This is a genomic window from Nostoc sp. CmiVER01, assembly GCF_034531135.2.
GTDB lineage: Bacteria > Cyanobacteriota > Cyanobacteriia > Cyanobacteriales > Nostocaceae > Nostoc.
In genome coordinates this window covers 447,515-471,245 of the sequence record NZ_JAVRBU020000003.1, presented here as the reverse complement: position 1 = coordinate 471,245, position 23,731 = coordinate 447,515, and the positions used below count along the sequence as shown (strand labels likewise).

Sequence of the window (23,731 nt, the reverse complement as noted above, 5' to 3'; positions counted from 1 at the left end):
GATTAGGGATTGAGAAAACTCTTTCCTAGTCCCCAATACCTAATACCCTGTTATACTCGTCCTTTCAGAAGTTGCCCAGAAGGATTAAGTCTAATTTGGGACAAAATACGTAAATTTTCCCATGTGAATGCTTGATGATTGCGAATACACTTTTCACTTAAGTATGTGAGCAGAGTGTAAAAAGTTGAAAAATATACTTATTAGCCGCAGTCATCGCAAAACCTGGATGCTCGCATGGTTACTAATTGCGGGAGTAAATGGAGTTGCACAAAAAGCTTTAGCAGAAGAGTATACAGGAACTACTCAGGCGCAGGAGAGTATAAATTTAAATTCTTCTCCCCTCTCCCCAGTAAATCCGATGGCGCAAGTTACATCGGTTTCTCAACTAAAGGATGTACAACCCAACGATTGGGCATTCCAAGCATTACAGTCTTTGGTAGAACGCTATGGTTGTATAGCTGGCTATCCAGATAGCAGCTATCGCGGTAATCGCGCCTTAACTCGGTATGAATTCGCCGCCGGAGTGAATGCTTGTTTAGATAGAGTCAACGAATTAATCACTACAGCCACCAGCGATTTAGTCACCCGCGAAGATTTAGCAATATTACAAAAATTGCAGTCAGAATTTACCCCTGAATTAGCAACTTTGCGCGGTCGTGTCGATAGTTTAGAAGCCAAAACTGCTGAAATCGAAGCCAACCAATTCTCAACAACAACCAAACTCAGTGGACTATTAATAGTTGGTGTTCAAGGACGAACTAGCAATCGTGGTGATGTAAATCCTAGAGATGGACAAAAAGAAACAGATGATGCGGGGATAAATACTAATGTCATATCCCTGGCGCAACTATATTTAACTAGTCAAATCACTCCTCGTAGTTATTTATTTACAGGTCTTTTAGATGGTAAAGGAAAAACTACACCTAGATTTACCAATAGTGTTTCCCGGAATGATGTTTTACTTGGCTACGAATTTCCTACAGATGGCTTAATTGTAAGTGACCTCAATTTTCATTGGCTAGTGACAGATAAATTAGCAGTAATGGTAGGAACAGAAGGCGTAAGTATGCCAGCTGCTTTCCGAGGCCCCAATCGGGTAGAAAGTGCTGCAACAGGGCCGTTGTCTTATTTTGCCCAAAGAAACCCAATTTTAAATATGGGATACGGTCATGGTGGTATAGCTATTGATTGGCAATTTGCTAAACGTGCTAGTTTGCAGGCAATTTATACCAGTTATCAACCAGGAAATCCCGGTAAAGGTAGCGGTTTATTTGATGGAAACACAACTACAGGTGTGCAATTGCTGCTGACACCAACCAATACTCTAGATTTAAGTTTATATTACGTTAACAATTACTCTTCGGATGGTTGTTTGCTAACCTTTGTTGGTGATGAATGCTTAACTACAGTTAATACCACTACCGGAAAATCAGCACCACTGCAAACTAACGCCGTAGGTGCGACTGTAACTTGGCAAATTTCTCCTCGCATTAGCGCAGGTGCATGGGGTGGTTATACTAAATCTTATATTCCTGGGCAATCCGGAAATGTAGAGACGACAAATTATATGGTGTTTCTGAATTTCCCTGATTTATTTGCTAAAGGAAATTTGGGGGGAATTTATGTCGGTCAACCTCCTAAAATTACCAGTAGCAACTTACCTGTAGGGAATAATGTTCCTGATTTTATTAATACTGGTTTAGGACGTGCAGGTGGACAACCAGGGACAACCACTCAAATTGAGGCATTTTATCGTTTTCAGCTAACAGATAACATCAGCATTACACCAGGAATAATTCATATCATGGAGCCTGGTCATACACCAGATAGTGACTCAGTTACCATCGGCATTCTGCGGAGTACTTTTACTTTTTAATTCCGCTTGCACATAAATATTATTGAACTTAAGTATTAACAAATACTCATAGTCAATTCACCACAAGAACCAATGAAATTCCTTTTTCAATCCCCTATACTTAATTTTTTATACACCTGCTGCATTTTAAATAAATATAAAAATAAGGTTTGGTAGTGAACCAAACCTCTATATAAATCCAGTACATAACAACATCCCGAATCAATTTACTCATTATTTATTCATGGGGCATCTTCCTATAGGATGTATGCAAATATTCTGAAACCTGATATGAAATTATCCTAGTATAGCCGAATACTAAAATAGAAAATCAATCTGCCATAGCCTAGAGGCTATGGCAGATTGATTAGATGTTAAATTCAATAAAATAACTAGAAGGATTTTTACGTTCAAAACTTGTATTAAAGCGATTTTTCCAACTAGCAAGCCAAATAAAAGACGAGATAAATAGTGTTAACCACCAGCGACAGCAGGAACAATACTTACTTCATCCCCATCTTTCAGTGCTGTGTTTATACCATCTAAATAGCGGATATCTTCGCTATCGACGTAAAAATTTACAAACCGACGTAGCTTTCCTTCTTCATCGCACAACCGCGATTTAATCCCAGGAAAGCTTTGTTCTAAAGAGTCTAACAATTCAGCAATCGTGCTACCGCTAGATTCGAGAGTAGCTTGATTATTAGTCAAATTCTGAAGAGTCGTAGGAACTAAAACTGTTACAGCCATAGAAGTACAAAGTCAAAAGTGAGGAGTGAGGAGTGAGGAGTGAGGAGTTAGGAATAAAAAAAACTCATAACTCCTAATTAAACGAGGACTTGTTGCCATTCCAAACGATCCAGAGTACGCGATCGCTCTAGGGCACGTTCAAAACTATCGAGTTTAGCATCAATTGTCAAGGGTTCGCCAACGTAGCCTTGGATTGCTTCTTGAGTTTTCAGACCATTGCCGGTGATGTAAACTACAGTGGTTTCATCTGGATCTATTTTGCCAGCTTCTACCAGTTTTTTCAGCACCGCCACAGTTGTACCGCCAGCCGTTTCTGTGAAGATGCCTTCGGTTTCTGCCAGCAGCTTGATGCCATCAATAATTTCTGCATCATTGACTGATTCAATGTTACCACCAGTTTTCTGAGCTAACTCTAGAGCATAAATGCCGTCTGCTGGATTACCGATCGCTAATGATTTAGCAATTGTATTCGGTTTTACTGGCTTAATAAAGTCGCGTTCTTCTTTGAAGGCTTGGGCGATAGGTGAACAACCTTCAGCTTGAGCGCCACTGAAACGGACGCTCTTGTTTTCTACCAAACCAACTTCGATAAATTCTTGAAACCCTTTATAAATTTTTGTAAATAGTGAACCAGAAGCCAAGGGAGCAACAACATGATCCGGTAGTTCCCAGCCTAGTTGTTCTGCAACTTCAAAACCTAGCGTCTTGGAACCTTCAGAGTAATAAGGACGCAGATTAATATTGACAAAACCCCAACCATGTGTGTTGGCAACTTCTGAACAAAGACGATTCACTTGATCGTAGTTGCCCTTGACAGCCATTAGAGTAGGACTGTAGATTAGGCTACCGATAATTTTACCAGCTTCTAAATCTGCGGGGATGAATACACAGCAGTCTAAACCGGCATGAGCTGCGATCGCAGCTGTAGAATTTGCCAAGTTACCCGTGCTAGCGCAAGAAACGGTAGTGAAACCCAACTCTCGCGCTCTTGATAGTGCAACTGAAACTACCCGATCCTTAAAGCTAAGGGTAGGCATATTAACAGCATCATTTTTTATATAAAGCTTATTTAGACCCAGGCGACGGGCAAGGCGGTGAGAACGAACCAAGGGAGTCATACCCGTTCCCACATCTATAACATTGTCAGTTGCAACAGGCAAAAAGGAACGATAGCGCCAAATTGAATTGGGCCCGGCTTGAATTTTTTCACGAGTGACAGTCAGACGGAGGGCGCTGTAGTCATACTTGACTTCTAAAGGGCCAAAACATAACTCACAAACATTACTGGCTTTGAGTTCATATTCCGCACCACATTCCTTACACTTCAAGGCTTTAAAGTAGGCAGTGCTGGTTTCGTTTTCGGTTTGGGTTTTGATTGCCTGAGTCATAAACTAGCTTTCCCTGTTTGTCTTTCTGCGTTTATCTGTCTGCTGTCGCCTGATAGTAACACGAGCAAAAAGACCAGTCAAACATACCCGACTAAAATTATCGGGTATTCCTAGTATTGAAAAATAGGATTTCTGTAAGATTTTTATATCTGTAATCGTTAGATTTAGTATTTACACATAGATTATACATGTTAAAAAATTAGATAATAGCTCTAAATACTCAGTCTTAATACTGACGAATGATATTATGAAATTGCATCATATCTATGATGAATTTGCATACAATAAAATTACTACCCAATTATGAGTGATCCATATCACTTAAAATAGCCTTCTATTTTTGATTTCAATGGCTCTACCAGGTAGTAAACATAAATGGCAGTAAAAACTAAAAAGCATTGTTATATATAAGCTTTAATCTTTTGAGCGTCTGATGAAATCCCTAAAATTGCTATGTGTGTTGCCAAAATGAAGTTGATTTTTCAGCTTTGATGCACTAATTCATCGCTCAAGAAATTACTTATTTATACGGAAGTCTTTTTTTGCGACAAAAGCTACATTTCTATATACATCGACGATTCAGCAAAACACAGTAGTTAAGTTACCCATATTTGTGATCGCTAGCTTTGATAATCAACGGTAAGCGTAAAACAAGTAGGCAATAACTTTTCTGTCTATTGCCTCAATCTAGTTTTTTAGGAGTAGCCAATAAGTTAACTCCTCAAATAGACATATCCCAAACATTAAGGTTTTGGTTGGTCTAATCGGTAATTCTTTAAGGAATTGCCGAACTTTATCCTGTCTCAAAACCCAAGATACAAGTTCAGCAAATAAACAAACTACTTCTATGGTAAACCGAAAGAAATCTGTCAACAAGCAGCGCCAGCGTTACCAATCTCTAATAGCAACAGCATTGCTAACTAGTAGCCTTTTCCAATTTATTGCACCTGTACTAGCTGACGGTACAGCCGCTGGTCAATCTATCAGTAACACGGCGACAGCAAGCTACGAAGATCCTAATGCACCAGGGACAACTATAAATTCTACCTCTAACACTGTTACCGTGACTGTAGCAGAGGTCGCTGGTATCACTGTCACAGCGTCGGGTGTTACAGATAACAATGGTGGCACTGCTGGAGTTGGTGATTTACTAACCTACACCTACACCCTAACGAACGTAGGTAACGACGCCACCAAATTCCATATTCCCAACCAAGCAACAACAACTGGGCCTGGTACAGTTTCTGGTGTACTTCCTGTTGATAAAAATGGGGCAACACCAGCTAGTGGCACACTGCAATACAGTACTGATGGTGGTACAACTTGGACAAACGTAACAGCCGGTGGTGTAGATACACCGTCAATTCCGGTTAATGGTACTGTGTTGGTGCGTGTGCCAGTGACTGTACAGACTGGCGCTCAATCGAATGACATAATTAAAGTTACCCTTGGTAACACTCCTGGTGATGCTCAAAACCAACTGCGGAGTCCCGATGGTGGTGACGTTTATACTGTAGATAACGCTGACGGAAGTCCTGGAGAAGTTGCTGGCGTGCCAATTAATGGTACACGAGAAGCTAGTATTACCCAGCAAACTCAAGTGGGGAACACTGTTAAAACCGTTGCTCTAGCCACAATACTCAAAACTCGGACAGGCTACAACGCTGGTGTTCCTTCCGTACTCAATGATGATGTGCTGACTTATGGTTTAAGCTTGCGAGTTGAGAGCAACGATGTAACCAATCGGGGGCTAACACCCGCAGCTTTAGGTGGTACAAGTATCAATGTAGATGGTAGTGCAGTTACTCGCATCTTAGTTTCTGATGCACTTCCAGCATCCACAACTCTTAATGGGACTCCAACCGCTCCTCCAGGGTGGATAGTGGTTTACGCTGGCGAAGATCCTGCAACTACAACTGCTGATCAGGCTCTGTGGAAAACTGACAAAACTCAAGTAACAGGCGGTGTAGTTAGACGGGTTGGTTTTATTAACAATCCTAGCTCTATCTCTTCAGTTGCTACTGGAACAACCGTTACAGGCTTTACAGTACAAGTAACGACCACTGGAATCACAGGAACGACAGCGACAGATGTTAACAACATCGCTCAAGTGTTCGGTAAAACTGCTGGTGATCCAACTAGCGCCCTACTCTTCGACGATTCAGGTGACCAAAACCCAGATAATATTGACCCCACAACTGGAGCCTTTCCTACTACACCTGACGCTGGCTATTATGCCACTACTCCCACCAATATTGATACGGGCAATAACAACCAAGGTGCTAATTCTGTTACAGGAAATGTCAACCGTTATACTGTTTCAGTTGCCGCAGCAAACTCAGTTTTAAATGGGCCGAATAATGCACCTGATGCAACTGGGCTAACGGGGAACAACGACGACTTCACTAACAAATCTGCCTTTGTTCCTCCTAACACAGCACCTGGTAGTACACTTGACCCACAATCAGTTGGCTTCACTAACACAATTAAGAACGACGGTACTACCACTAACGACATCACAATAGTGCCAACCGCACCAGCAACTTTCACAGATTTGCCAAATGGTACAAACGTGACTGTTAGCTATAACAATCAATCTGCTGTTTATACCTACAATAGTACTACTGGTGCTTTTACCATAGCAACAGGTAATACACCAATTAAAGTCTCTGGTGTTGTTGCTGGTGCGAGTGTTAATTATGGTTTAGAAGTTGACCTACCAGCTGGTACGAAACTATCAACTGATACCGGTAAGGGCTTCCCAGTACTTGTTACTGCCTTTATTGACACTGACAATAATGGTGTATTGGATAAAACTACTGAAGCCTACAACATCTCCATTGATCGTGTTTACACTGGCTTCTTAAAACTGGTGAAAGTGTCACGAGTTTTACAAGGAACTGGGCCAGTTGTTGGTGCAGGTCAGGGTGATTTTGAGTCTACACCAGCTTACACCAATGCTAATGGCACTGTTATTGATCCGAATTCAGGAGTTGCTGATGTACTTAGAAATCCTGCTCCAGGCAACATTATTGAGTACCAAATTCGGTACACAAATATTTCTGATGCTCAAGCTGGAACTGGTAACGTGATTTTGAATGCTAACAAAGTTGTGATTACTGAAGATGGTACACAAACCCCTAACAACTGGGCGCTAGACAACGACACTAACACTCAAATTGATACTAGCAACATTGTTGGTTCAGCTAAAGATTCTGGGGCTTCAACTATCCAATTCTTCACTGGTGCTCCAGCTACTAATGCTGGCATCGATCAAACTGGAACCACGGTAAACAGTGATGTCACAAAGTATGTAAATACTCCCACCGGACAGATTGCACCTGGTGTTCAAAGAACATTTACCTTCCAACGCAAGGTTAACTAGATAGCTTGATTTCACCCTTGTTTGTAAACAAATAGGGGTGTGATAGCACATCTATGTTTGTAGTTAGCGCTTTAGTCCTAAATCGCTAACTACAAACTGATTATTCCCTAAGAAAAATAGGGAAAGATAAATTAGCAATCGACATTGTGAAAGTTTTTTGAGGTTATTTATATGAAGCGTCTTTCTTTTGCAGGTTTAGGAGCGTTCGCACTCATTGCTACCGTTCCATTTGTCAGTCAAGTGCCGGGAATGGCTTCTCTATGGCATTCTACAAGCGCCATCGCTCAAAATGTCAAACCTCAAGGGCAAATCCAATTGCGCTTAGAGGCAGAAAAGCAAGTAGTGGCACAGGATCAACAAGGTAAGCAAAGTAAGACATGGCAACCTTTAAAAGGTCAAGCTGTGGTGCAACCTGGAGATGTGTTGCGTTATACCTTAATCGGTGAAAACAAAAGCGATCGCCCAGTGAAAAATTTGGTTCTTAATCAACCTATTCCTAAAGGAATGGTGTACGTACTGAAATCAGTTGTTGCCGCTAATGGTACTAAAGTTATTTACAGCATTGATGGCGGGCGCAGCTTTGTCGAAAATCCGACTGTAAAAGTTACTCTTCCTGACGGCAAAGTGGAAACAAAACCAGCACCAGCGAATGTTTACACCCACATCCGTTTGCAAGTTCCGTTAGTTGCAGCAAAGACAACAGTTAAGGCGACTTATCAAACCCAAGTGCGCTGATTCACACCTATACGCATGAGATCCCCCCGCCTGTGGCGACCCCCTTTATAAGGGGGTAAAAAGAATAAAACAGCCCTGCTTTATGAGGAGAATCGGAGGATCTTCGATAGAGAAACAAATGCTTTTATTAACAAAAAAAGTGGCATTCCAGAGGAGATGTGTTCAGTGAGCCGTCTTCAAAGCCAAAACCAAATTACTAATAGCAGTAGCTGGTATCAAAGGTTAACGGCTACTGCTCTTCTAGCAAGTGTTTTGCATACTACTATATCTATACCAGCGATCGCGCAACAGACTAACAATCTGATTGCGTCTGTGCCATTAACAAATCAAGCTACTTATACTTATACAGATTCTACTAGTAATTATAAATATCAAGGAAGTTCTAGTCAGCTTAATGTTAGTCCTAACCCATTAGTTGACCCATTAGGGCGGATTTTAGGTTGCGCTGGACAACTTTTACCTGACTATACAGGTTTTTCAGTTGGAGTATACGAACCTAATCCCAGCGATCCAACAGGGACAGAATTGGGAAATTTAGTTCCTCTAACTCGAACAGAATTACCTGATATTCCTAATAACAACGTTCCTGGTGGTAAATCGCCAAATATCGAGAATAGTAATCCCTACTTTATTACTAATAACCCTGCGGGTGTCTACAATTTCCTCCTCGATCCCAACAAAGGTCAAACTAATCCAGGTAGAAGCTACATTTTTGTAGTCAATCCACCAGCAAATTCCATCCTTAAACAACGACGCATCAAGATAGAAATCATTGCTAGCACTGGCATCGAAGGTAATAATCTTGTGCGGTATGTCGCTACTTCTTTAGATGGTCAGCCAATTAGTATTCTAGGCGAGACAAGGGTCGAGGATACGGTTGTTTTAGTTAACAATGCTGAGACGCAAGCACTGAAGTTATTTGCTTTTGATTTCACCACAAATTTGTGTCAACCCAATCAGGTGCAGATTATCAAAACAGGCGATCGCGCTACTGCTGAACCTGGAGATACAGCGATCTACCGTCTTTCAGTAAAAAATCTCGCTGATGCTGGTTTGAATAATATATTTGTCACCGACACCTTACCTTTAGGATTCCAGTTCTTGCCTAAATCTGTGCGGGGAGAGTTGGATGGTCAAGCGATCGCTATCACCTCAGAACACAATGGAAACACGCTGACATTCCGCACAGACGTAACAATTCTTACAGATAAAGTTTTAAATATTGTTTACGCGGCTCAACTAACAGCCGATGCTTTGCGGGGAACTGGTCGTAATAGTGCGATCGTTAATGCTCGCCGAACTGACAACGGTTTTAGCACTAAAGATGGCCCAGCAACTCACCAGTTAAAAATTCGTCCAGGAATCGTTTCTGATTGTGGCACAATTATCGGTCGCGTGTTTGTTGATAAAAACTTTGACGGTGAACAACAGCGTGGTGAGCCTGGAGTCCCAAATGCGGTGATTTTTCTGGAGGATGGAAACCGCATTACAACAGATCCGAATGGTTTGTTTTCATTAGCAAATGCTTTACCAGGAAACCATACCGGTGTACTAGACCTCAGCAGTCTTCCTGGTTATACTCTGGCTCCCAATAACAAATTCCGCGAACGGAATAGCCAATCTCGTCTAGTGCGTTTAGAGCCTGGTGGTTTGGTACGCATGAATTTCGCAGTTACCCCCGCCTTCCAGGAGCCAGTCAAGAAATGAAACCTAGACTGCACCATGTAAATACATTTAACTTAAGGTTGATGGGAGCAATGCCGATAGTAGCTCTCAGCCTTATTTTGTACCCTGCAATAGTTAAAGCAGAACCTGTAAGTAAAAACCTCTTTTTCTCTGATTCTCCTTCGCAAATAGATAAGGGTGTTGAAGAAGAGGCAAGGGAGCAGGTGAGACAGCGCGGTCTTGGGGGTTTCCCCCATGAGCGACTGCGAACCCGAAGGGGAGCAGGGAGCAGGGCAGAGGCTTTAAATTCTCTTCTTTCTATACAAGAGAAGGGCGCTAAAGGGTTAAGTTCCGCTTTGGTTTTTCCAGATGATGTGAAAAGTTCCAAGCAGCTTGCATCTCACAAATTTCTTTCCCCACCAACTACCGATATTTCAATTCCAGATGTTCAGCTAAGTGAAACGCAAATACAACCATTTCAACCAGCAAGTTCCGTAGGCTTACCCAGAGGTTTACGCAAAATAGCAGGAGTAGAGAACGGGCAAGGGGTGAATAAAAACATTCCTTTGTCTCCCAGTCCAGCCATTTCCACAGCAATCAAAATTCTGACTCCGACGGCAGACAGCGTTGTAGATGTACAAGCTACCACGGTCACTGTGCAATTTCCCGTTGGAAGTCAAGTGGAATTGCGGGTGAATGGCGTTTTGGTAGATGCTTCTTTGGTGGGACGGACAGAAAGTGATGCCACCACCAACTTATTAACGCAGACATGGTATGGTGTCTCCTTAAAAGAAGGTAAAAACACCATCTCTGCACAAGTAGTTGGAGGAAAAGAATCCCCTGTAACGGTACAAGTCGCAGTCCGGGGAGCGCCACAGCAACTAACTTTAGAAACTGTTGAGTCTCGTATCCCGGCAGATGGACGTTCCACAGCGACAATTAGGGGTCAACTCATCGATGCAAATGGCAATCGCTCTAATCGTAATGCTGTTGTCACTTTGATACCTACTGCTGGAGAGTTTGTCGAGAAAGACTTTAAACCCGATGAACCCGGATTTCAAGTGGAGGCGAAAGGGGGACAATTTACAGCTAAGTTGCGATCGCAACTCAAGGCCGAAACTGTAAGAATTCGGGCGATCACTAATAATTTAGAAGCCTTTACCCAACTACAATTTGAAACGGCACTGCGTCCAAGTTTGGTGACAGGGGTAGTGGATTTACGTTTGGGTGCTAGAGGTACAAATTATTACGGCAGTTTCCGTGATTTCCTCCCTCCTGACAAAAACAACGGAACGCAATTAGATTTCCACTCAGCAGTATTTGCCACTGGTGCGATCGGGGAGTGGTTATTTACAGGCGCATACAACAGTTCTCGTAGCCTCAATGAAGATTGCGACTGTAATAATCGTCTGTTTAGAACTTACCAATCTAGTGAGCAAAACTATCCTGTCTATGGCGATAGCTCGAAAGTTGATGTCGTTGCTCCTTCCATTGACAGCGTATATCTGCGTTTGGAGCGCTCTACTGGTATCCCTGGATCTTCACCTGATTATGCCATGTGGGGTGACTACAATACAGAAGAATTTGCGCGGCGATCGCAGCAATTTACTTCTATCACCCGTCAACTCCACGGTTTTAAGGCTAACTACAATTTAGGAAACTTACAAATAACAGGTTTGTATGGCAACCATTTAGAAGGGTTTCAACGGGATACCATTGCTCCTGATGGCACTAGTGGTTATTACTTTCTCTCTCGCAGAATACTACAACCAGGTAGTGAAAATGTCTTTATTGAGTTAGAAGAACTTAATCGTCCTGGGACTGTATTAGAACGAAAACAGCTTAACCGAGGCCCAGACTACGAAATAGACTACGATCGCGGTACTTTATTATTCCGCGAACCTATCCTCCGCACCGATATAGATCAAGTCGGACAAGTATTGGTACGTCGGATTGTTGTTACCTATCAATACGACAGCCAAGATTCTGATAGCAATATCTATGCTGGTCGTTTGCAGTATAACCTTTCTCGTCAGCTGAACTCCGAAAGTTGGATTGGAGCAACTTACGTTCAAGAAAATCACGGAGTGCGTGACTTTCAACTCTACGGTGCAGATGCTCTGATTTCTTTGGGTAATCAAGGTAATTTAATCGCAGAATATGCCCATTCCAATAATGATTCTGATGTTGTGGGAAAGGTTAGCGGTGACGCTTATCGGCTAGAAGCTGAGGGACAGATTACTAACGGGATTCAAGGTCGTGCTTATTATCGCTTTGCTGATACAGGTTTTGCCAATAATGCCACCATCAGCTTTGTCCCAGGACAAACCCGTTATGGAGCGCAGGTTACAGCTAAACTGGCCTCAACCACTAACGTTAGAGTGCAATATGACCACGAAGACAATTTTGGTATTGCTCCTCAACCGCTAGATACTTTTGAAGAACTGTTTACACCGCGTTCTGAAGCGATACCTGGGAGCAAAGTTGATAATTCGCTAACGACGATTTCCGCCGGGATTCAACAACGTTTGGGTAAAGCTACTATTGATCTCGATTGGATTCATCGTCATCGAGAAGACCGCATTCCTGACAGCGCCCTAAGTAGTACTTCTGATCAATTGCGATCGCGTTTTTCTGTTCCCATTGCTAAAAACCTGACTTTCCAAGCCCAAAATGAACTCAGCTTATCTTCTCAAAAAGATACTGTTTACCCAGACCGTACCATTTTAGGGCTGAATTGGGCAGCAATTCCTGGTGTGAATATCAGTCTGGCCCAACAGTTTTACAGTGGTGGTCAATATTCGGGTAATTCCATCACCAGTTTGAGTGTCAACGGTGAACACAAACTCGGATCAGATACTACTTTGACCGGTCGTTATTCTATTTTGGGTGGTGCGAATGAAATGACTACTCAAGGAGCAATCGGTCTAAATAATCGTTGGACTATTGCTCATGGATTGCGGCTGAACTTAGCTTACGAACACGTATTTGGCAACTTCTTCGGACGGACTGGAGCAGGCCAACAATATGCCCAACCTTTCGCTTTTGGTCAATCAGCATCTGCGATCGGATTTGATGGTGGGGATAGCTACAGCGTGGGGCTAGAATACTCTGATAATCCACAGTTTCAAGCCAGCGCCCGTTATGAACATCGTTCTTCTTCTAGTGGTAGCAATACAGTAATTAGCGCAGGTGTTACGGGTAAAATTTCTCCGGCTCTGACAGCTTTAGTACGTTATCAACAAGCTGGTTCTTCCAATCAAAAGCTTTCAGGATTGGGAGATACTGCTAACTTAAAGCTGGGTTTAGCTTACCGCGACCCCAATAGCGATAAATTTAATGCCTTATTGCGTTATGAATATCGGCAAAATCCATCAACTATTCCTGACACCATCCTCTTAGGAAGTGGTACAGGTTCCCAAGACCATACTTTTGCTTTAGAAGCTATTTATGCTCCTAACTGGCGATGGGAATTCTATGGTAAGTATGCTTTGCGTAACAGTACTTCTTACATAGCCAGTGATTTAGCTGGTACTAGCACAGTAAATCTGGCCCAATTACGAGCTACCTATCGTTTAGGATATAGCTGGGATTTGGTGGGTGAGGCTCGTGTAATTAGTCAGCCTAGCTACAGCGAAACAGGGTTTGTTGTGGAAACGGGTTATTACCTCACGCCTAACCTGCGCGTTTCGGCTGGATATGTGTTTGGTAAAGTTGACGATCGGGATTTTTCTGGCACACGTTCTGCGGGAGGCGCATATTTGGGTATAACAGTCAAGCTCAATGAATTGTTTGAAGGGTTTGGACAACAAAAGATTCCGCCACGCCAGCCACAGGAATCTGCAATAAAAACTTTAGTGAATAAACTCAAAGCCGCAACAACGGCGATGCAAAAGCGTGAAATATAAAACGGTTATTGGTAGAGACGTAGCATTGCAACGTCTCTACCAATGGTCAATTTATAGCCAGGATTAATTAAATTTAAAATCAAATCTTTATTGAACTATTTAAAAGCGATCGCCACAGTAAATCTGAATATAGATGGTAGATTATCGATAATTTTGGGCAAGCTAAAGACTGAAGATTTATTTGAGGTTAATCAGCCCTCATTGATGATTAAGGTTAAGGTGATCAGCATTTTTTAAAGGCTATTTTATGGTGATTTACTAATGAAGAATTTATGGCAAAATATTAATATTTTTAGCTGGGGACTTCTCGGTGCGACATTAGTACTTCAACCTACGTCAGCGCAAGCTCAATATATCCAGCGATCGTTCTTAAACCCCAGTTTTGAGTCACCTGTTTTTGGTTCTGCGGGTCAACAATGTTACGTTCAAGTGTCGCCAAGTCTTATCCCTGGTTGGGAAACAACTCATGGCTCAGTCAAGGCGGGAACAGGTAACTGTACTGGTTATACATCTCCAGGAACAGTACCACTGATTGAAATTTGGACTTCAGGATTTAGTGGTGCTAGCACAGCAACGACACCAACTAGTGCAGGCAATCAATTTGCTGAGTTAAATGCTGAACAATCTTCTGAGTTGTATCAGAATTTATGCCTAATTAAAAATGAAACGATCACATTCTCTCTTTTACACCGTGGGCGATCAAGTGCAACTGTTGCTGATGTAGCGAATTTTTTAATTGGAGCAAATACTGTTTTTGGCAGGTTCTCAACAACTAGCAATGGAACAGTTACGGCACAACCTGTAGCACAGAATGGTGCAACTATTCCCACTGTCACTAACAATAATGCAGGAAATGGCTGGGTACGATACACTGGCACTGTTCCTTACACTGGTACTAGTGGGAATCAACCTGTAGGATTTGCGGCTGTTTCCACGGCAGGTGGGAACAATACTGTAGGCAACTTCCTTGATGAGGTGCAATTTGCTGGTAAACCGGTGGTGGAATTCACAACAAGTTCGGGTGGTGCAGCAGAATCGGAAACTACCCCTACAAGTAACCCACCTAAACTCAGAATCGTTGGTTTAGTGCCAACTGGAGGGATAAGCGTTCCTATCTCCGTGAGTGGTACAGCAGTTTTAGGTACAGACTACGATACAACATCACACACATCCACCTTTAATATCACTATCCCTGCGGGTAACTACGATGGTAGTGATGCTACTAGTGTCTTTACTATTCCTTTTACTGTCATCAATAATAACGTTCCTCAAGGTGTGAGGACAATCGTATTCACCATACAAACTTCAACTAGTTTTTTCGCTAGTTCAACAACAACTTGTGGTGCTTCCCCTATAAACGCTTCCAGCTATACCATATATGATGATGATTTCCTCAGTGGCAGGGTTTGGAATGATGCCGACAATAGTGCTAACGGGACTTTTACTAATATTAATACTGGTTCAGAAACTGGCACTAATGCAGGTGGGTTGTTAAATGCTATTCTTGTGGATTCTAACAATAAAGTATTAAAAACAACAACTGTTGCAGCAGATGGTACTTATACCTTTCTTGATGTTCCCCTGAATCAAAACAACGTTAAAATTCTCTTAAGTACAACTGCTGGCACAGTAGGTAATACTCCCCCTACAGCATCGCTCCCTGCTAACTGGGTCAATACTAGCCCACTAACGACAGCTGCTTTTGATACTGGCACAAGCATCTCTAGTAAAGACTTTGGGATTGAGCAACTCCCCAATACAACCGATTTAACTGCCGTATCTCAAACGAATCCGGGTGGCACAGCGACAGTTCAAGTAACAACTTTGGCGGGAACTGACCCCGAAGATGGTGCATTAGGCAGTGGTAAGAAATTCAAGATTGTCACCTTACCAACCAATGGCACATTGACTTACAACAATGTAGCCGTGACTGCGGGGCAGATAATTAGTAGCTATAACCCAACGTTATTAAAGCTTGACCCTCAAGATGGAGCGATTACCGTTAGTTTTACCTATGCGGCGATCGATGCTGCAAGTAAAGAAGATCCAACTCCTGCCACAGTGACAATGCCCTTTGTTACTCCTGCCAATGTTTTATTAGTCAAACGGATTACAGCAATTAATGGCGATCGCACCAAAAACCCTAATGACAACACACCGCTAAATGCCTTCGTTGACGATACCACCTCGACTCGTCAAGCCGACGATAACAATGCTAACTGGAAGTCTGGTTATCTCCTGGGGGCAATTGATGGCGGTAAAGTCAAGCCAGGGGACGAGATTGAATATACAATCTATTTCCTGAATGCGGGTAGTAGTAATGCCAACACTGTGAGAGTGTGCGATCGCATTAGTGCTAACCAAAGTTTTAAGGGGAGTGCTTATGGTACTAGCAAAGATATCCAATTGCAGCTAGGAACGAGTACAGTACTTGATTTAACCAGTGCTAACGATACAAGCGATCGCGCTCAATTGATTAGCGCTGGTGGTACTGTTCCCACTAATTGTTATCTCAAGGCAACTAATGATAATGGCACTTTAGTTATTGATGTGACTGGTAATACTGGAGTACCGACTTTAACTACTATGCCAGGGTCAACAGCGCAGGGTTCACCTAATAATTCCTATGGTTTCTTGCGCTTTATCACGAAGGTGAAGCCCTAACTTTTACTAATCCCTAAGACGCGAAATGGGACTGGGCTTTGCCCCGCAACGCTTTCGCATCTCTCCAATCCAGGAAAGAATTTCAATTTTTCCACTATTACAAAACTAAAACCACTTATGTTAAAACATCAATTCATCCAGAAAAAGTCTAATAATCAACGCCAAAAAGACCAAAAGGGTAAATCTTACTCCCCTGTAATTATACTGTTATATCTATTTTTAAACAGTACTTTACTACAAGTCTTACCAGCATTAGCGGCTAGTCCGACACCTGGTACTGTAATTGATAACCAAGCAACTGGTAGTTTTATTGATTCTACGGATAATACTGAAAAGCAGATTGAATCTAATACAGTTAAAGTAACTGTGGCAGAAGTTGCAGGTATTACGATAACATCCGCGAATACACCTAGCGCTTCAACGGGTGGTACTAGTAACTTTGACTTTACAGTAACCAACGTCGGTAATGACCCAACCCAGTTCTTTATTCCCGACACCCCATCGGCGATTAGTGGGGGTACAGCAGGGACACTGAGAATTGTTGCTTATGACCCAGACGGTACTGGCCCAGCAGCACCAGTTGACCTGACCTCCAACAACATTACTGTGCCGAGTGGGGGTCAAAATACGGGGACATTGTTAGGTGCGATCGCTTCTGCTAACAACGGTTCGATTCCCGCCGGTGCGTCGATTGTGGTACGGGTTCCAGTAACGGTGACAGCAGCAGATAGCCAGACTGTGAGTGTGACACTAGGTAATACGACTGGACAGCCTAGCAATAGCAACACTCCATATATTTTGGGTGCGAATGGAACTGGAAGCAAGGATTTATATACTGTTGATAACGCTGATAACATTTCCGGTGAATCAGCAGGGGTACCGATAAATGGCGATACGACAAATCATCGCCAAGAGGCCAGTGCGAGTCAGACGGTGACAGTAGTCAATACTGTTGTCACAGTGACTGGAACTGTGTTTAGGGATGCCAATGGTAACATTACTATCGATGGCAGCGATGCGGGAACCAATGCCGGATCAACTAACCTGACTATTTATGCGATCAATACTGCTGGTAATGTAGTCGATAAAGCCACAGTCGCAGCTAATGGAACTTACAGTCTGACGAATGTTCCAGTAAGTTCCAATGTGACGCTACGGCTGTCTAACAACTCCACTGTGGCAATTGGGGCAACTGCTCCCACAACGCCTAGCTTGCCGAGTAACTGGGTGAATACTGGTGAGAACAAAAATGGTACTACTGAAACCATTACGCCCGGTGATATTGCCATCACTACGGCGAAGGCCAACATCACTAATCAAGATTTTGGGATTGAGCAACTCCCGGATACGACCAACTTAAATCCAGCGCCTCAAACCAATCCGGGCGGAACGGCAACAATTCAAGTGCCAACCTTAGCGGGAACTGATCCCGAAGATGGCGCATTGGGCAGTGGTAGTAAATTCAAAATTGTCACCTTACCAACCAATGGCACGCTAACTTATAATAACGTAGCCGTGACTGCGGGGCAGGTAATTAGTAGCTATAACCCAACGTTATTGAAGCTTGACCCTCAAGATGGAGCGATTACCGTTAGTTTTACCTATGCGGCAATCGATGCTGCAAGCAAAGAAGATGCGACTCCTGCAACAGTGACCATACCCTTTGTCACTCCTGCCAATGTTTTATTAGTCAAACGGATTACGGCAATTAATGGCGATCGCACCAAAAACCCCAATGACAACACAGCGTTAAATACCTTCGTTGACGATACCACCTCGACTCGTCAAGCCGATGATAATAATGCTAACTGGAAGTCTGGTTATCTCCTGGGGGCAATTGATGCTGGCAAAGTTAAGCCAGGGGACGAGATTGAATATACAGTCTATTTCCTCAATGCCGGTAGTAGTAATGCCAATACTGTAAGACTGTGCGATCGCATTAGTGACAACCAAGATTTTAAAGTCGATGCTTATGGTACTAGCAAAGATGTGCAATTGCAGCTAGGAACGAGTACAGTACTTGATTTAACCAGGGCTAATGACGCAGGCGATCGCGCTCAATTAATTAGCGCTGGTGGTACTGTTCCCACTAATTGTTATCTCAAGGCAGCTAATAATAACGGCACTTTAGTTATTGATGTGACTGGTAATACTGGAGTACCGAATTTAACTACTATGCCAGGGTCAACAGGGCAGGGTTCACCTAATGATTCCTATGGTTTCTTGCGCTTTGTCACGAAGGTGAAGCCCTAACTTTAACTAACCCTCACGTTGTAGAGACGTAGCAGTGCTACGTCTTTACAATCTAGGGATAATTTAAATTTTTCAGTATTGAAAAAGCAAAACTACTTATGTTAAGACATCAATTCATCCAGAAAAAGTCTAATTATCAATGCCAAAAAGACCGAAAAGGTAAATTCTACTCCTGCGTAATTATACTGTTATATTTATTTTTAAGCGGTACTTTACTACAAGTCTTACCAACATTGGCTGCTAGTCCCACACCTGGTACTGTAATTGATAACCAAGTAACTGGTAGTTTTACTGATTCTACAGATAATACTGAAAAACAGGTTGAATCAAATATAGTTAAAGTAACTGTGGCAGAAGTTGCAGGGATTACAATTACACCAGCCAATACACCCGGCGCGACAACTGGTACTACTGTCAACTTTGATTTTACAGTGACCAACGTTGGTAATGATCCGACGCAGTTCTTTATTCCCGATGCACCTTCGGCGATTAGCGGGGGTACAGCTGGCACTCTGCAAATTGTTGCCTATGATCCAGATGGTAGTGGGCCAGGAGCAGCAGTTGACCTTACTGCCAATAATATTACTGTTCCGAATGGTGGTCAAAATACGGGGACATTGTTAAGTGCGATCGCTTCTGCTAATAATGGTTCGATTCCCGTAGGTGGTTCGATTGTTGTACGGGTTCCAGTAACAGTGACGGCAGCAGGTGGACAAACTGTAAGTGTGACACTAGGTAATACTAGTGGACAACCCAGCAATAGTAACACTCCATATATTCTGGGTGCAAATGGAACTGGAAGCAAGGATTTATACACTGTTGATAACGCCGATAACATTTCTGGTGAATCGGCAGGCGCACCGATTAATGGAGATGCAACAAATCACCGCCAAGAAGCCAGTGCAATCCAGACTGCAACGGCTTTAAACACTGTCAGTGGGACGATATACCGGGATAGCGATCGCAACAGTACGAATAATGGTGAGCCTGGGATTGCGAATGTGCGTGTGATTCTCTACAAAGATACCGACAACAATCGTGAACTTGCTACTAGTGAAATCATCCAGCAAGTAACAACTCTTGCTGACGGGACTTATCAATTTACCAACGTCGCTGCTGGAACTTACAAAATCAAAGTAGACATTGCTGATACAGATGTACCTGTAGGGTATACGCTGGGTACTCCTGATAATTTGACAGTTACGGTTAGCACTACCAATATTACCGGACAAGACTTTGGCTTCTATCCTGTTTCTAGCTGTGAATGGGACGCTCAAATCTACAGTGGACATTTTCCAATTTCTGGAACGCAGGCGATCGATACTGGAGCGGTTGGCCTCTTCGGTACAACTGGACTACCAACGCTGCGTGGCACTGCGAAATTTGGAGCGGGAAGTTCCGGATTTACTTTTAACGATCAATCTATAGCTGCAAATGCCCATCCATTGAGAACAATTATTAACGGTACGTTTCCTTCTTCAGGTTATGTTCCGATTAACGGAGATTACACTTCACCAGGTAATGGTAGCGATCAACCCAATTGGGCAATCGTGTTTAAGCGGCAGGCACTTGCCAAAGGCAGAGTTACCTTGGGGCAAGCAGGAGCTTACATTGATGATTCAATGGAGATTTATCTTAATGGAGTGCGGGTTGGAAATCCAGTTTTAGCTTTTACTAATAACCTACCAGCAAACAAGGTATCTACAGTTTCTGTCAATGCTGGTGATATCATTGAGATTCGCTTATCGAACTATGACAATATTGGTGGCTTTGTAGTGAGTACTGATTTTGTCTCTGACTTCGGCGATGCACCGAGCAGTTATGGTGAGGCCTCACACGCAATTAGTTGTGGCAATCCCTCCCTCGGCGCAACTGTAACTGGAGAATACAGTCAGTCCTACAGTGCTAATGCGGATGGCGATAGTGGCGATGATGGTGTAACTTTACCTTCAGGACTAATTATAGGAAAGTCTGCATCAATTACCGTTAACGCTTCGACAGCAGGGTTTCTTAATGCTTGGATCGATTTTAATAAAAATGGGGTGTTTGATAGTGGTGAACAGCTGAGTTTGACCAACGTCACTAATGCAACATCTGCAACGGTTAATAATGTTCCACTCAATGCCGGAAACAATACTTTAACCTTTACCGTACCCAGCAATGCAACCGTTGGTAGTAGCTTTGCTCGGTTCCGGTTTACGACTAGTACAGTTGCAACACCTAGCCCAACAGGTTCAGGAGGAGCTGGTGAGGTGGAAGATTATGCAGTGAAATTAACAGGCCAACCTAAGCTAGTTTTAGTTAAACGCATCACCCGTATTAATAACCAAGACTTAACTAATATTGTGGATGGTCGCAGCGATGTTTCTACTGACGCTACCAATTACGTAGCATCTCCTAATGACGTTGATGATGATAGCAGTAACCCATGGCCTAGTGGTTACTTGCGCGGATTGATCAACGGTGGGACAGTCAAGCCAGGAGATGAGCTAGAATACACCATCTATTTCCTTTCTAATGGCCAGGGTGATGTAACTAGTGTGCAAATCTGTGACTTAATACCTACCAATACTACTTTTATTCCCACTGCTTTTAATGGTATGACTCCTAATGATGGTGGCTTACCAGGAGCAGATCAAGGTATTGCCCTTGGGCTTGGTTCTAGTACTCCTACAGCTTATCTTACCAATGCACAAGATGGCGATCGCGGACATTTTTATACAGCCAACGAATCAGGCATACCATCATCGTGTGGTAGTAACACTAATGGGGCTGTGGTGGTGAATATCACGCGGAGTCCAGATTTATCAAATCTACCTCCAGCAAATGGATCTGGGACTCCAATTAATTCTTATGGCTTTGTTCGCTTCCGCGTCAAGGTGAAATAGGGGCAAGGGGCAGGAAGAAATCATATAAAAAATAATTGTTTTGACGTAGCACATACCAGGTCAAGACAAGGGTTTTGGATAACGCAAATTAATAGATTGAATTTGCACTTTTCACCATACTTTATTTAAATTCAATTCAAACCCAGGTAAAACATCTTCACCAAATACAGTTGTAGGAGATTTTAATATTTCTCCCTCTTTCTCTAAACGAAAAATTTCTACTGTTTTATTCTTCGGGTTAAGTAACCAACCTAAACGAACGCCATTGTTAATATACTCTTGCATCTTTTCTCTTAGTTTTTTCAGAGAATCACTACTAGAACGTAATTCGACTACAAAATCAGGTGCGAGAGGAGAAAATTCTTCTTCTTGTTGAGTCTGAGTTAAAGCCTCCCATTTTTCATTACTTACCCAAGAAGCATCGGGTGAGTAAACCGCACCATTAGGTAAAGTAAAACCACTGGAGGAATCAAATACAATACCTAAATTTGTGCGATCGTTCCAGTTCCATAGTTGAGCATTCAAACCAGAGTTTTTCTTACCTGTCGATGGATAGGTTGGAGGCATAATTATAACTTCTCCAGTTGCAGTACGTTCTAACTGCAAATTTTGATTAGCTTGACAAAGTTCATAAAATCCCTCGATACCCAGATTGGGGATATTCAAAGTGATGGCGTTCATAAGCTTTAATAGTGAGGTTTTGTGCTTATACCAATTCTAGAGATATGAGTGAAAAACAATTGTTTTGACGTAGCACTACCACGTCAAAACAAGGGTTATGGATAACGCATATTTAATTTCACTCCTATGTCTATTTTCTCAGACAGATAAAGCTTGCTTAACTTCAACTGGTTCACCTGTCAAGCTAAAAGGGCGAACTTCGGTAATTTTTACCTTTACTAACTGCCCTTTTAATTGTTTGATGTCGCCACTGAAGAATGTCAAACGATTACCATCAGTGCGTCCCATCACCTGGGTTTGATCTTTGGGGTTTTGGTCTTCTACTAAGACTTCTTCGATACGCCCAAAGTAACGTTGCGATCGCTCGGCGACTTTCAAGTTTCCTAAATGATTCAGGCGTTGGAGGCGATCGCTTTTAACTTCTTCACTTAGCTGATTGTCCCATAGCGCAGCTGGTGTCCCTGGACGCGGCGAATATGCTGCTGTATTCAACATATCAAAGCCAATATCTTCCACCAGTTTTAGAGTATTTTCAAACTGTGCTTCTGTCTCTCCGGGAAAACCGACAATCGCATCGGCACTAATGGAAGCATCTGGCATATACCGCCGAATGGTATCGATAATCCGACGATATTTTTCATGAGTATAACCCCGCGACATCGCTTTCAATAGTTCATTATCTCCAGATTGAAAGGGAATGTGAAAGTGTTTGCAGACTTTGGGCAACTCAGCACAAGCCTTAATTAATCTCTCTGTAAAATAACGGGGATGGCTAGTAGCAAATCTTAACCTTTCAATTCCTGGTACATCATGAACGTAATAAAGTAAATCTGTGAAGTTGTGCAGATGCCGTCCTTCTGTTGTTGTTCCTGGTAAATCTCTACCGTAAGCGTCAATATTTTGACCGAGTAGAGTAATTTCCTTGTAACCTTGCCGTCCTAATTCTTCCATTTCAGCCCGGATAGCTGACGGTGTGCGCGATTGTTCAATACCGCGCACGTTGGGAACTACACAATAGGTACAGCGTTCGTTACAGCCGTAAATTACATTTACCCAAGCTGTTACTTTACTATCCCGTCGCGGCTGGGTGATATCTTCAATAATATGAACTGACTCGGTGGCGACAACTTGGTTGCCGTCAAAGACTGACTCCAGCAAATCTTTGAGGCGGTTGGCGTGTTGTGGCCCCATTACCAAGTCTAATTCTGGGACTCGCCGCAATAGTGCTTCACCTTCTTGCTGGGCAACACAACCAGCAACAATGAGCGTTAAATCAGGCTGCTCATGTTTGCGCTTCGCTTGTCTGCCGAGGTAGGAATATACTTTTTGCTCGGCATTATCCCGAATTGTGCAAGTATTGTAGAGAATTACATCTGCATTATTCGGATCTTCTGACCATTCAAAGCCCATGTCTTCCAAAACGCCAGCCATGCGCTCTGAGTCAGCTTTATTCATCTGACAACCGAAGGTAGTGATGTGGTAGTGGCGTTTAGAAGTGGTCATGGGCAATTCTACTTAATCAGGGTAATGTATCTAAGGTTTATTTCTATTCTAACCCG

General features: G+C 42.7%; 13 protein-coding genes. 9 read left to right on the top strand and 4 right to left on the bottom strand.

Annotated features, from left to right (window positions below; translation table 11 throughout):
- Positions 1-226 precede the first annotated feature (226 nt).
- On the top strand, positions 227-1,876 hold the full coding sequence (locus tag RMZ43_RS07065) for an iron uptake porin (protein WP_322655257.1): 1,650 nt from the start codon (positions 227-229) through the stop codon (positions 1,874-1,876).
- A 453-nt stretch (positions 1,877-2,329) separates the two neighbouring features.
- Here the strand turns inward: RMZ43_RS07065 and RMZ43_RS07060 are convergent, their stop codons facing one another.
- Both RMZ43_RS07060 and thrC read right to left on the bottom strand, forming a co-directional pair.
- Positions 2,330-2,605, bottom strand: coding sequence for a ubiquitin-like small modifier protein 1 (locus RMZ43_RS07060; protein WP_109007243.1), 276 nt, complete (start codon positions 2,603-2,605; stop codon positions 2,330-2,332).
- 77 nt (positions 2,606-2,682) lie between these two features.
- Positions 2,683-3,993 carry a threonine synthase gene (thrC, locus tag RMZ43_RS07055; protein ID WP_322646063.1) on the bottom strand — a complete coding sequence of 437 codons (1,311 nt, stop codon included), beginning with the start codon at positions 3,991-3,993 and terminating at the stop codon, positions 2,683-2,685.
- 847 nt (positions 3,994-4,840) lie between these two features.
- Here thrC and RMZ43_RS07050 point away from each other — a divergent pair.
- The 8 genes from RMZ43_RS07050 (at position 4,841) to RMZ43_RS07015 (ending at position 21,491) form a co-directional block, all read left to right on the top strand.
- Entirely contained in the window at positions 4,841-7,378 is a 2,538-nt protein-coding gene (locus tag RMZ43_RS07050; protein WP_322646064.1) for a beta strand repeat-containing protein, read from the top strand.
- A 171-nt stretch (positions 7,379-7,549) separates the two neighbouring features.
- Complete coding sequence (locus RMZ43_RS07045; RefSeq protein WP_322646065.1) at positions 7,550-8,113, top strand: hypothetical protein; 564 nt, start codon at positions 7,550-7,552, stop codon at positions 8,111-8,113.
- A 156-nt stretch (positions 8,114-8,269) separates the two neighbouring features.
- The gene (locus RMZ43_RS07040; protein ID WP_322646066.1) at positions 8,270-9,820 is read left to right on the top strand and encodes a hypothetical protein; all 1,551 of its coding nucleotides are present in this window, start codon (positions 8,270-8,272) and stop codon (positions 9,818-9,820) included.
- A complete protein-coding gene (locus RMZ43_RS07035) occupies positions 9,817-13,686 on the top strand; it encodes a TonB-dependent receptor (protein ID WP_322655256.1) in 3,870 nt (1,289 codons plus the stop codon). The genes RMZ43_RS07040 and RMZ43_RS07035 overlap by 4 nt, the downstream gene beginning before the upstream one ends.
- A gap of 90 nt (positions 13,687-13,776) precedes the next feature.
- Complete coding sequence (locus tag RMZ43_RS07030; RefSeq protein WP_322646068.1) at positions 13,777-13,923, top strand: hypothetical protein; 147 nt, start codon at positions 13,777-13,779, stop codon at positions 13,921-13,923.
- 24 nt (positions 13,924-13,947) lie between these two features.
- The gene (locus tag RMZ43_RS07025) at positions 13,948-16,350 is read left to right on the top strand and encodes a hypothetical protein (protein ID WP_322655255.1); all 2,403 of its coding nucleotides are present in this window, start codon (positions 13,948-13,950) and stop codon (positions 16,348-16,350) included.
- Positions 16,351-16,467: 117 nt separating this feature from the next.
- Positions 16,468-18,603 (top strand): hypothetical protein, encoded by a 2,136-nt coding sequence (locus tag RMZ43_RS07020; RefSeq protein WP_322655254.1) that lies wholly within the window; start codon positions 16,468-16,470, stop codon positions 18,601-18,603.
- Positions 18,604-18,701: 98 nt separating this feature from the next.
- Positions 18,702-21,491, top strand: coding sequence for a beta strand repeat-containing protein (locus RMZ43_RS07015; protein ID WP_322655253.1), 2,790 nt, complete (start codon positions 18,702-18,704; stop codon positions 21,489-21,491).
- Between the two features lie 111 nt (positions 21,492-21,602).
- Here the strand turns inward: RMZ43_RS07015 and RMZ43_RS07010 are convergent, their stop codons facing one another.
- Together RMZ43_RS07010 and miaB are read right to left on the bottom strand one after the other, a co-directional pair.
- On the bottom strand, positions 21,603-22,172 hold the full coding sequence (locus RMZ43_RS07010) for a Uma2 family endonuclease (RefSeq protein WP_322655252.1): 570 nt from the start codon (positions 22,170-22,172) through the stop codon (positions 21,603-21,605).
- A 138-nt stretch (positions 22,173-22,310) separates the two neighbouring features.
- On the bottom strand, positions 22,311-23,675 hold the full coding sequence (miaB, locus tag RMZ43_RS07005) for a tRNA (N6-isopentenyl adenosine(37)-C2)-methylthiotransferase MiaB (RefSeq protein WP_322655251.1): 1,365 nt from the start codon (positions 23,673-23,675) through the stop codon (positions 22,311-22,313).
- Between the last annotated feature and the right edge of the window lie 56 nt (positions 23,676-23,731).

Excerpts from the sequence above, each read along its gene's own strand:
- RMZ43_RS07065 (WP_322655257.1), top strand. The coding sequence starts at position 227 with ATGCTCGCATGGTTACTAATTGCGGGAGTAAATGGAGTTGCACAAAAA.
- RMZ43_RS07060 (WP_109007243.1), bottom strand. The coding sequence starts at position 2,605 with ATGGCTGTAACAGTTTTAGTTCCTACGACTCTTCAGAATTTGACTAAT.
- thrC (WP_322646063.1), bottom strand. The coding sequence starts at position 3,993 with ATGACTCAGGCAATCAAAACCCAAACCGAAAACGAAACCAGCACTGCC.
- RMZ43_RS07050 (WP_322646064.1), top strand. The coding sequence starts at position 4,841 with ATGGTAAACCGAAAGAAATCTGTCAACAAGCAGCGCCAGCGTTACCAA.
- RMZ43_RS07045 (WP_322646065.1), top strand. The coding sequence starts at position 7,550 with ATGAAGCGTCTTTCTTTTGCAGGTTTAGGAGCGTTCGCACTCATTGCT.
- RMZ43_RS07040 (WP_322646066.1), top strand. The coding sequence starts at position 8,270 with ATGTGTTCAGTGAGCCGTCTTCAAAGCCAAAACCAAATTACTAATAGC.
- RMZ43_RS07035 (WP_322655256.1), top strand. The coding sequence starts at position 9,817 with ATGAAACCTAGACTGCACCATGTAAATACATTTAACTTAAGGTTGATG.
- RMZ43_RS07025 (WP_322655255.1), top strand. The coding sequence starts at position 13,948 with ATGAAGAATTTATGGCAAAATATTAATATTTTTAGCTGGGGACTTCTC.
- RMZ43_RS07020 (WP_322655254.1), top strand. The coding sequence starts at position 16,468 with ATGTTAAAACATCAATTCATCCAGAAAAAGTCTAATAATCAACGCCAA.
- RMZ43_RS07015 (WP_322655253.1), top strand. The coding sequence starts at position 18,702 with ATGTTAAGACATCAATTCATCCAGAAAAAGTCTAATTATCAATGCCAA.
- RMZ43_RS07010 (WP_322655252.1), bottom strand. The coding sequence starts at position 22,172 with ATGAACGCCATCACTTTGAATATCCCCAATCTGGGTATCGAGGGATTT.
- miaB (WP_322655251.1), bottom strand. The coding sequence starts at position 23,675 with ATGACCACTTCTAAACGCCACTACCACATCACTACCTTCGGTTGTCAG.